The sequence below is a fragment of the Paraburkholderia rhynchosiae genome, from assembly GCF_002879865.1.
GTDB lineage: Bacteria > Pseudomonadota > Gammaproteobacteria > Burkholderiales > Burkholderiaceae > Paraburkholderia > Paraburkholderia rhynchosiae.
Genome location: NZ_PNXY01000153.1, coordinates 1 through 355 on the forward strand (window position 1 = coordinate 1; position 355 = coordinate 355).

Consider the following 355-nt stretch of genomic DNA (forward strand, 5'->3'; position numbering starts at 1 on the left):
GCGTCCCGTTGTCGATGCTGTACTGCACTGTCGCGCCGCTTTCGACCCCGCTCAGGCCGAGTGTGCCGGTGTTCGTGATGTGATCGCTGCCGCTGCTGCCCGAGTCGGTGGCGAGTGCCACCCCGGGTGCCGCAGCGGCCGTGTCCAGCGTGAAGCTGAAGCTGGTTGCCGCCGACACGTTGCCGGCCACGTCGGTCTGGCGGACCTGGACGGTGTTTGCGCCTTCGACAGCGCTGAAGCTGCTGCTCCAGTGCGTCCCGTTGTCGATGCTGTACTGCACTGTCGCGCCGCTCTCGACCCCGCTCAGGCCGAGTGTGCCGGTGTTCGTGATGTGATCGCTGCCGCTGCTGCCCGA

Annotated in this window: 1 protein-coding gene; it reads right to left on the minus strand. The window is 67.6% G+C overall.

What is annotated here, in order from left to right; all coding sequences use genetic code 11:
* Positions 1–355, minus strand: a 355-nt coding sequence (locus C0Z16_RS38005) for an Ig-like domain-containing protein (RefSeq protein WP_158244592.1), incomplete at both ends; no start/stop codon positions are given.